We start from the raw sequence: 7,589 nt of genomic DNA, 5'->3' as shown, positions 1-7,589 counted from the left end.
ATAAATACTATATTTTATAAAAAAGCAGAAAAGATCTTCCGTCCAAAGGAACGCTCTTTTCTGCTTTTTGCTTGCATATATCCAAGTGGAATACTATGCTATTTATAAAATAGGGAAAAGGGGCGAACGAGTATATGCCTTTATTAGAAAAGTTGCATCCGGCGTTGGAAGAGGGATATCAAGACGTCGTACAATGGCGCCGATATTTGCATCAGCATCCGGAGCTATCGTTTCAGGAGCAGCATACGCCCTTATTTATTGCGGAAAAGCTTCGTTCTTACGGTATCGAGGTGCGGGAAGCGGTTGGCGGCAACGGTGTAGTCGGCACGCTGCGGGGCGGGCTTCCGGGCCTGACGATCGGACTGCGCGCCGATTTCGACGCTTTGCCGATTCAGGACGAGAAAGATATTGAATATCGCTCCACCGTTGACGGCGTTATGCATGCATGCGGTCATGACGGGCATACAGCGGCATTGCTCGGAACAGCGCGCGTGCTCAGCGGTATTCGCGAACAGTTGCATGGCAACGTCATCTTTTTGTTCCAGCATGCGGAGGAGAAGCCGCCGGGTGGCGCCAAGTTTATGATTGAGGACGGCTGTCTGGACGGCGTTGATTATGTGTACGGGGCCCATTTGGCTACCGATATGCCGGTCGGCAAAGCCGGCTTGTGCGAAGGATACATGATGGCAGCCGTCGATGCCTTCGAAATCCGGATTATCGGCAAAGGAGGCCATGGCGCGAGGCCGGAGCAGACTGTCGACTCTATCGTCGTCGGCAGCGAATTGGTCGGCAAGCTGCAGCAAATCGTCAGCCGGCGGATTAGTCCGATGAAGCAGGCTGTCGTAAGCGTTGGCGTTTTTCAGGCGGGCACTGCGTTTAATGTCATCGCCAGCGAAGCGAGAATTGAAGGAACAGTACGCTCATTCGATCCAGCCGTCCGTAAGCAGATTGAGGCGGAAATCCGGTTAATGGTACAGGGGCTGTGCGAAGCCTCCCATTGCCAATATGAGCTGCACTATTTGAACGGATATCCAGCCTTGTTCAATCCGAAGGAAGAAACGGCACTCATGCGCAGGCTGATTGAGGAAACGAACGGCGACGATGCTTTCATCGAAGCGGAAGCGGCTATGGGGGCCGAAGACTTTTCGTATTATTTGCTGGAGAGGCCGGGCGCTTACTTTCGCGTAGGGGCACGCAATGACAGCGAGCATACGCAATACCCGCATCATCATCCGAAGTTCGACTTTGACGAGCAGGCGCTGCTAGAGACGCAGAAGCTGTTTCTGGCTATTATCGGACATTATTTAATTAAAGCATAGAAAAGAGAAGCTGCACCTTACATCATTCGGATGGGGTGCAGCTTTTTTAGCTAGGTTAGCTTTGTTTCCGGTATTGGCGCGGAGTAAGTCCCTTGTATTGTTTGAACAGCTTCGTGAAGTAATTCGGATTATCGCAGCCGACCAGACCGGCAATTTCCGTAATGCTGAGATCGCCCTGCTGGAGCAACCGGGCTGCTTCGCTGACGCGGCAATCATTGACGTACTCGATGAATGTACGTCCAGTAAGTTTTTTGAACGTTTTGCAAAAATGGTACGGATTCAGGCTGACCCGCTGTGCCGCCTGCTCAATAGTCATCGCCTCCGCGTAATGCTCCTCGATATAAGCAAGCAAAGGCTTGAACCGCTCCCGGTTCAAAGAATGATCCTTGACTGGAGCATTGGCCGCATTTTGCTGCCAATGGTGACGGGACAGCTGCGCAAACAGCAGATAAAGCTCGGTTTTTACAATCAGCTGATAGGCGGGTCCTTTAACTGCATATTCGGTTATGATCTGATCTAGCAAGCGGTCAAAACCGGCTAAGGCAGGTAATTGGGTATCCAACTGCACCGGGAATCGAAAACGATTCTCCAGATAGGGCGCTACATATTTCATATGAACGGGGTCTTGGGCCCAGTCCTTGAACAGCGAAGCGTTGAACACGATGGCAGCATATCTGATCTCGCCTCCGCTGGAGCAATAGCCGACATGGAGTCCACCGGCGGGAACGAGCAGCACGTCGCCTGCAGACACTTCATAGGGTACACTGTCGATATGAAAAATCGCCTCGCCTCGCTGCATAACGATAATTTCAAAATGCTCATGCCAATGCAAATACAATATATTTTGGCCAGGGACAGCTTGCTCGCTGCCATTCAAGAAAAGCTGGAACGGCAGATTTTTCTCCTCCAGACGCGTAATTTCATGAAGCTCCTTTGGATAGCTCATTAATTGTTCACCCCGCAAGATCGGACTATTATTGCACAAGATAAGAAGAGAAATGAAGGAATAACCCCATTATAATGAAGTTGATCTTACTACTATAAGACAATATTGGAGTGATCGACAAGTGAATCAGCATCATCCATTGCGAATTGGAACACTAGTGGGGGGCGGAGACGCCGTTCGTGTTATCCCGCAAATTGTAAAGCACGGCTTTGAATCGTTCAGCCTGACCTTCTGGCAGACGACAGGGAATACAGATTTGGTTGAGACGGCAAAGCGTGTTCGTGAGCTTGCCGATGAACACGGTTTCATTATTTCAACAGTTGGTATCTTTGGCAATCCGTTAACCGGAGCTGGAGACAATGCCGATACCTTAGCGAGCTGGGAACGGCTGATCGACCACGCGCATCTGTTCGGCGCCGATATCGTTTCTGGTTTTACAGGCCGGGTTCCCGGCTCCATTGATGAATCGCTGCCGAAATTCGCTGAGGTGTTCGGTGAGCTGTCGCGCCGCGCGGAGGACAAGGGCGTACGCATCGCTTTCGAGAATTGCGATATGGGCGGGAACTGGAATAACGGTGACTGGAATATCGCTCATAATCCTACTGCATGGGAGCGGATGTTCAATGCAGTTCCGGCAGACAATATCGGTCTGGAGTGGGAGCCTTGTCATCAAATGGTATCGCTGATCGATCCGATCCCGCAGCTTCGCAAGTGGGTCGATAAAGTATTTCATGTTCACGGCAAGGACGCTACAATCGCATGGGATGTCGTGAAGGAATACGGCATTCATGGGCCGAAGGATTTCGTCTGGCACCGGACGCCGGGCTTTGGTGATACAAACTGGACGGACATTATTACGATTCTGAGGCAAGCGGGCTATCAGGGAACGATTGATATCGAGGGCTGGCATGATCCAGTCTATCGAGATGAGCTGGAGATGACGGGACAAGTGCATGGTCTTAATTATTTGAAACGGTGCCGGGGCGGAGATTTTATCCCGAATCCGCAATAGAGAAAGGGGAGGTAGAGCAGAAATGGAGCAACAATATCGAGTGGTCGTCGTCGGCTGCGGCGGCATGGCTAATTCTTGGGTAGAGTATGCGAAAAAACGTCCCGATACGGAAATCGTCGCCCTTGTCGATATTAAAGAAGAGTTTGCTCAGGCGATGGCGGATCGGCAGGAGCTTTCCTGTCCGCTCTTCACAGACGTCGAGCAGGCCGTTCAAGCGACAAATGCGAATCTTGTATTCGACGTGACAATTCCGGCCAGCCATTTCGCAGTCAGCTCCGCAGCGATGCGGCTGGGCTGCGACGTCTTCGGCGAGAAGCCGCTCGCGGAAACGATGGAGCAATGCAATGAATTGGTAGCGCTAGCTGACAGCATTGGAAGCCGGCATGCGATTATGCAAAATCGCCGCTACGATCCCGGCATTCGCGCGCTGCGCGAGCTGATTGAAGCGGGCAGCATCGGCAAGCCGGGCTATATCGGCGCTGATTTTTTCCTCGCCCCGCATTTTGGCGGTTTCCGCGATGCTATGGACAGCCCTCTTTTGCTCGATATGGCGATCCATACGTTCGACCAAGCCCGGCTTATTATCGGCGCTGACCCGGTGTCGGTCTATTGTCAGGAGTTTAACCCGGCCGGTTCGTGGTATGCGGGCAACGCTGCTGCGATCTGCATTTTCGAAATGTCCGATGGCTCGGTATTCTGTTACCGCGGCTCCTGGTGCGCTGAAGGAGCGCCAACGGCATGGGAAGCTTCCTGGCGCATCACTGGGGAGAAGGGGACGGCAATATGGGATGGTGCGAGCGCTCCTTATGCTGAGGTTATTGCCGCAGGCGATCATACCGATACCGGGAAGTTTATGAATACTTATGATGTTATCCGCTCCGAACCACGATCATACGCCAATACGTTCCATCACGGCTGTCTCGATGAAATGTTCCTATCGCTGGGGGAAGGGCGCCCTGCGGAGACGAACAGCCGAGACAATCGCCTCAGTATGGCGATGGTTCTCGCCGCGCTGGAGAGCGCGAAGCAGGGCCGCAAGATCAGCATCGCCGAATTTATCGGGGCAGAATAGCGGACTGGGCTCAGCAACTGCACGGTTATGCTGCAATAACGTGTAACTGCAGCATAGCTGTGTAGCTAAAAACAACTAAAGCGTAAGGAAGCGTACCGTCGTAACGGCCTGTAAGCAACAAGCTGCAGCACCGAAGCCGATTGAGGCATTCGTGTCAGGCATCAAAATGTAAAAGTACATTTTGATACGCTCAAAAACGCCCAAAATAACTATCAAAATGCAAAAATACATTTGAAAACGCCCATTTCAGCCTTTTCGAAGCCTTTTTGGCCAATCAGCCTGCACTTTTGCATTTTGAAGCCATAAATCGCCGAAAAAACGCTCAACAACCTGCACTTTTACATTTTGATTCTACACCAGCTTGCACCGAGACTTAGTTTGAAGTAATTTACCTATGTATGCGGCTGAACTGTGGTAGGGGAACCTTCTGAGCTTGGGATCTGGGTAAGTGTTAGGAATGGAATTGGCGTTGGCGTGGGGTATAAGTAAAAGTGTTTGAACTCGCATTCAGGGAGAGCGTAGCGTTTTGAGTTCAGGCTGCCATTTCGCACGATTCTATCCATATAATCATCGTGAAAGCGATGGGACAATGGAATCAAGAACGGCAGCATGAACCAAAACGCGCAGCGTTCCCGGCCTTGCTCGAAACAGCTTACACTGCGCCCCAGGGGTTGATGCGTGCTCCAAAGTCCATCTCACGCCGTAATAGAAAAAAGCGCTGGCAGCTGCCAGCGCTTTTTCTACTACGTGATGTGCTTAAACAAATGGTCAATCGAGCCGCCATTGTTAATGATGCGGATCGCATTGCCCAGCAGGCACGCCATCGGCAGCACGATAAACTTATCGGGATGCTCATCCGGCAGCGCGATCGTATCCGTAATAACGACCTCGCGAATACTCGGATGGTTGAGCTTCTCCAGCGCGTTCTGCGAGAAGAGGCCGTGCGTGGCGGCAATATAAGCGTCATTCGCTCCGCGTTTCTTCAAAGCTTCGACGACATTGACGATCGTACCGCCAGTGTCGATCAAATCTTCAATAATAATCGGCGTCATGCCCTCAACCTCGCCGATAATATGCGTAATTTCCGTCTGGTTATGGGCGGGCCTGTTTTTGATCATGATCGCAAACGGACAGTCCAGATAGTCGGCCAGCTTTTCAGCCATGGAAGCTCGTCCCGCATCGGGAGACACGACCACAGGGTTCTGGATTTTTTTGTTTTTCAAATAGTCGGTAATGATATCAAGAGCCGTAAGATGATCTACCGGAATTTGGAAAAAGCCCTGAATAGCGTCGGCGTGCAGATCGACTGCAATAATCCGGTTGGCGCCAACCGTCGTAAGTACGTCGGCAACCAGCTTGGCGGAAATCGGCTCGCGGGGAGCGGATTTACGTTCTTGCCGGGCGTAGCCGTAGTAAGGCATGACGATATTGATCGTTTTGGCCGATGCCCGCTTTGCAGCGTCAATCATAACGAGAAGCTCGACTAAATTTTCGTTTACCGGATGGGACAACGATTGAACGATAAAAACATGGTAATTACGTAGCGATTCCTGATAGGCGAGATGGATTTCTCCGCTTTGCAAGCGGGTGATATCGACTTGGCCTAGCGGTACGCCCAGTTCAGCACATAGCTGCTCAGCGAGCGGCTTGTTCGAGGAACCGGAAAAAATTTTCACCTTTTGCATAACGATCCTCCATAAGCAGCTTCATGATGAATAACACATCCCATGAGGCTGTAATCACTCTCCATTATACCCTTAGTTGCCGGATAATCAAACGGCTGCTGCCGGAAGGCGTGAAACAAACCTTCCGGCAGCAGCCGTTTTGAACATTATTTTTGCACGATATCCGATATCGTTTTGTTGAATTTATCGAGCAGCTGATCCTTGTTGATCTGGCCGCCTTGATATTCTTGCATTGCTGCCCCCCAGCCTTGTGTTACGCCATCCGGGTAACGGCCCCAATGCCAGCCGCCAGCAGATGCTGCTTGCTCCGATACGGCCGCGCCCATTTGACCAACATCCTCAGTCGTAGCTGTAATGGAAGTGAGGGCAGGGATGAATTTGAATTCTTTCGTAATGTACGATTTGCCCGTATCGGATGTAACCATCCAGTTAAGGAATGCTTTAGCTTCCTCGGCATTTTTCGATTTGCTGTTAACGATCCAGAAGTTAGCCGGACCTGTGTAGATGCGGGCTTTGCCGCTGTCGTCGATCGGAATCGGCAGCAGGCCGATGTCCAGCTTTCCTACCTTGTCGATATCGCCTTGAATCCAGTTGCCTTGCTGAATCATGGCAGCTTTGCCGGAAGCGAAGGTTGCCACTTGCGTTGCGTAGTCCGTCGTCAATTTGTCCTTCTGGCTGTGGTTGAATACAAGATCAACGTACTTCGTCCATTTTTGGAAAATCTCATTGTTTTTGAACAGCTCAGTTCCCGTCTTGGTACCTTCGACGAAAGCGACAGGGTCCGGTTGCTCAGCAAGCGCTACGTTAATGGTGTGATGCCCGATCGACCACCATTCATTCGTTGTAACGAACGGCGTGATGCCGGCGGCTTCCAGCTTAGCGACGACAGCCTCCAGCTCCGTGAGCGTCTTAGGAAGCTCGGTAATGCCCGCTTTGGCGAACAATTCTTTATTGTAGAAAATGCCGTAGCCTTCAATGTTCATCGGCATGCCCAGCAGCTTGCCGTCTACCTTAGCAGGTGCCGCGGCAGATTCAATCACATCCTTAGCCCATGGCTCGCCGGACAGGTCGGTCGCACGATCATAGTAAGCCTCAAGAGCAGCAAAGCCTTCCGCGTTGAAAATCTCGGGCTCGGAGCCTGCGGCAATTTCAGCCCGCAGCAGGGCGTTGTAATCCTCGCCGCCGCCATGCGTTTCGACTTGAACCTTTACGCCTGTTTCTTTCTCATAAGCCTCAGCCATCCGGTTTAGTGCGTCCGCGATTTCAACCTTGAATTGAAACACCTTGATGGTGACGTCTTTTTTCGGAGGCGCCGTTTCTTCCTTTTGTCCTGCTTCCGTCGTTGGGGATGTGCTTTCTTTGCCCCCATTGTTGCCGCCGTTGCCGCAGCCTGCTGCAATAATAAGCAGGATGGATGCCAGCAGAATCGATAGTTTTTTCATGTCTTGACCTCCCTAAAGGTATGAAGATTGAGGATATAGCAGCGTTTACAATTCGATTATAGATTTCGAATGGAGGAAGCAACACTGAATTCATTGTCTATAAAAGTGCAAAA

General features: G+C 51.2%; 6 protein-coding genes. 3 read left to right on the top strand and 3 right to left on the bottom strand.

Features of this window, described 5'->3' with window-relative positions; translation table 11 throughout:
* Positions 1-134 precede the first annotated feature (134 nt).
* Positions 135-1,319 (top strand): M20 metallopeptidase family protein, encoded by a 1,185-nt coding sequence (locus TY10_RS10270; protein ID WP_042162941.1) that lies wholly within the window; start codon positions 135-137, stop codon positions 1,317-1,319.
* A 55-nt stretch (positions 1,320-1,374) separates the two neighbouring features.
* Here TY10_RS10270 and TY10_RS10265 read toward each other — a convergent pair whose 3' ends face one another.
* Positions 1,375-2,265, bottom strand: coding sequence for a helix-turn-helix transcriptional regulator (locus tag TY10_RS10265; protein WP_042162940.1), 891 nt, complete (start codon positions 2,263-2,265; stop codon positions 1,375-1,377).
* Between the two features lie 121 nt (positions 2,266-2,386).
* Here TY10_RS10265 and TY10_RS10260 point away from each other — a divergent pair, with 121 nt between their 5' ends.
* Together TY10_RS10260 and TY10_RS10255 are read left to right on the top strand one after the other, a co-directional pair.
* The gene (locus TY10_RS10260; RefSeq protein ID WP_042162939.1) at positions 2,387-3,277 is read left to right on the top strand and encodes a sugar phosphate isomerase/epimerase family protein; all 891 of its coding nucleotides are present in this window, start codon (positions 2,387-2,389) and stop codon (positions 3,275-3,277) included.
* A 22-nt stretch (positions 3,278-3,299) separates the two neighbouring features.
* Complete coding sequence (locus tag TY10_RS10255; protein WP_042162938.1) at positions 3,300-4,349, top strand: Gfo/Idh/MocA family protein; 1,050 nt, start codon at positions 3,300-3,302, stop codon at positions 4,347-4,349.
* A 743-nt stretch (positions 4,350-5,092) separates the two neighbouring features.
* On the opposite strand, the gene TY10_RS10250 is transcribed toward TY10_RS10255, so the two are convergent.
* Complete coding sequence (locus TY10_RS10250) at positions 5,093-6,034, bottom strand: ribose-phosphate diphosphokinase (protein WP_042162937.1); 942 nt, start codon at positions 6,032-6,034, stop codon at positions 5,093-5,095.
* Positions 6,035-6,180: 146 nt separating this feature from the next.
* On the bottom strand, positions 6,181-7,476 hold the full coding sequence (locus TY10_RS10245; RefSeq protein WP_042162936.1) for an ABC transporter substrate-binding protein: 1,296 nt from the start codon (positions 7,474-7,476) through the stop codon (positions 6,181-6,183).
* Positions 7,477-7,589: the final 113 nt, after the last annotated feature.

This window comes from Paenibacillus gorillae (assembly GCF_000513275.1).
Classification (GTDB): Bacteria; Bacillota; Bacilli; order Paenibacillales; family Paenibacillaceae; genus Pristimantibacillus; species Pristimantibacillus gorillae.
This window is presented reverse-complemented; position numbering and strand designations above follow the sequence as displayed.

Excerpts from the sequence above, each read along its gene's own strand:
- TY10_RS10270 (WP_042162941.1), top strand. The coding sequence starts at position 135 with ATGCCTTTATTAGAAAAGTTGCATCCGGCGTTGGAAGAGGGATATCAA.
- TY10_RS10265 (WP_042162940.1), bottom strand. The coding sequence starts at position 2,265 with ATGAGCTATCCAAAGGAGCTTCATGAAATTACGCGTCTGGAGGAGAAA.
- TY10_RS10255 (WP_042162938.1), top strand. The coding sequence starts at position 3,300 with ATGGAGCAACAATATCGAGTGGTCGTCGTCGGCTGCGGCGGCATGGCT.
- TY10_RS10250 (WP_042162937.1), bottom strand. The coding sequence starts at position 6,034 with ATGCAAAAGGTGAAAATTTTTTCCGGTTCCTCGAACAAGCCGCTCGCT.
- TY10_RS10245 (WP_042162936.1), bottom strand. The coding sequence starts at position 7,476 with ATGAAAAAACTATCGATTCTGCTGGCATCCATCCTGCTTATTATTGCA.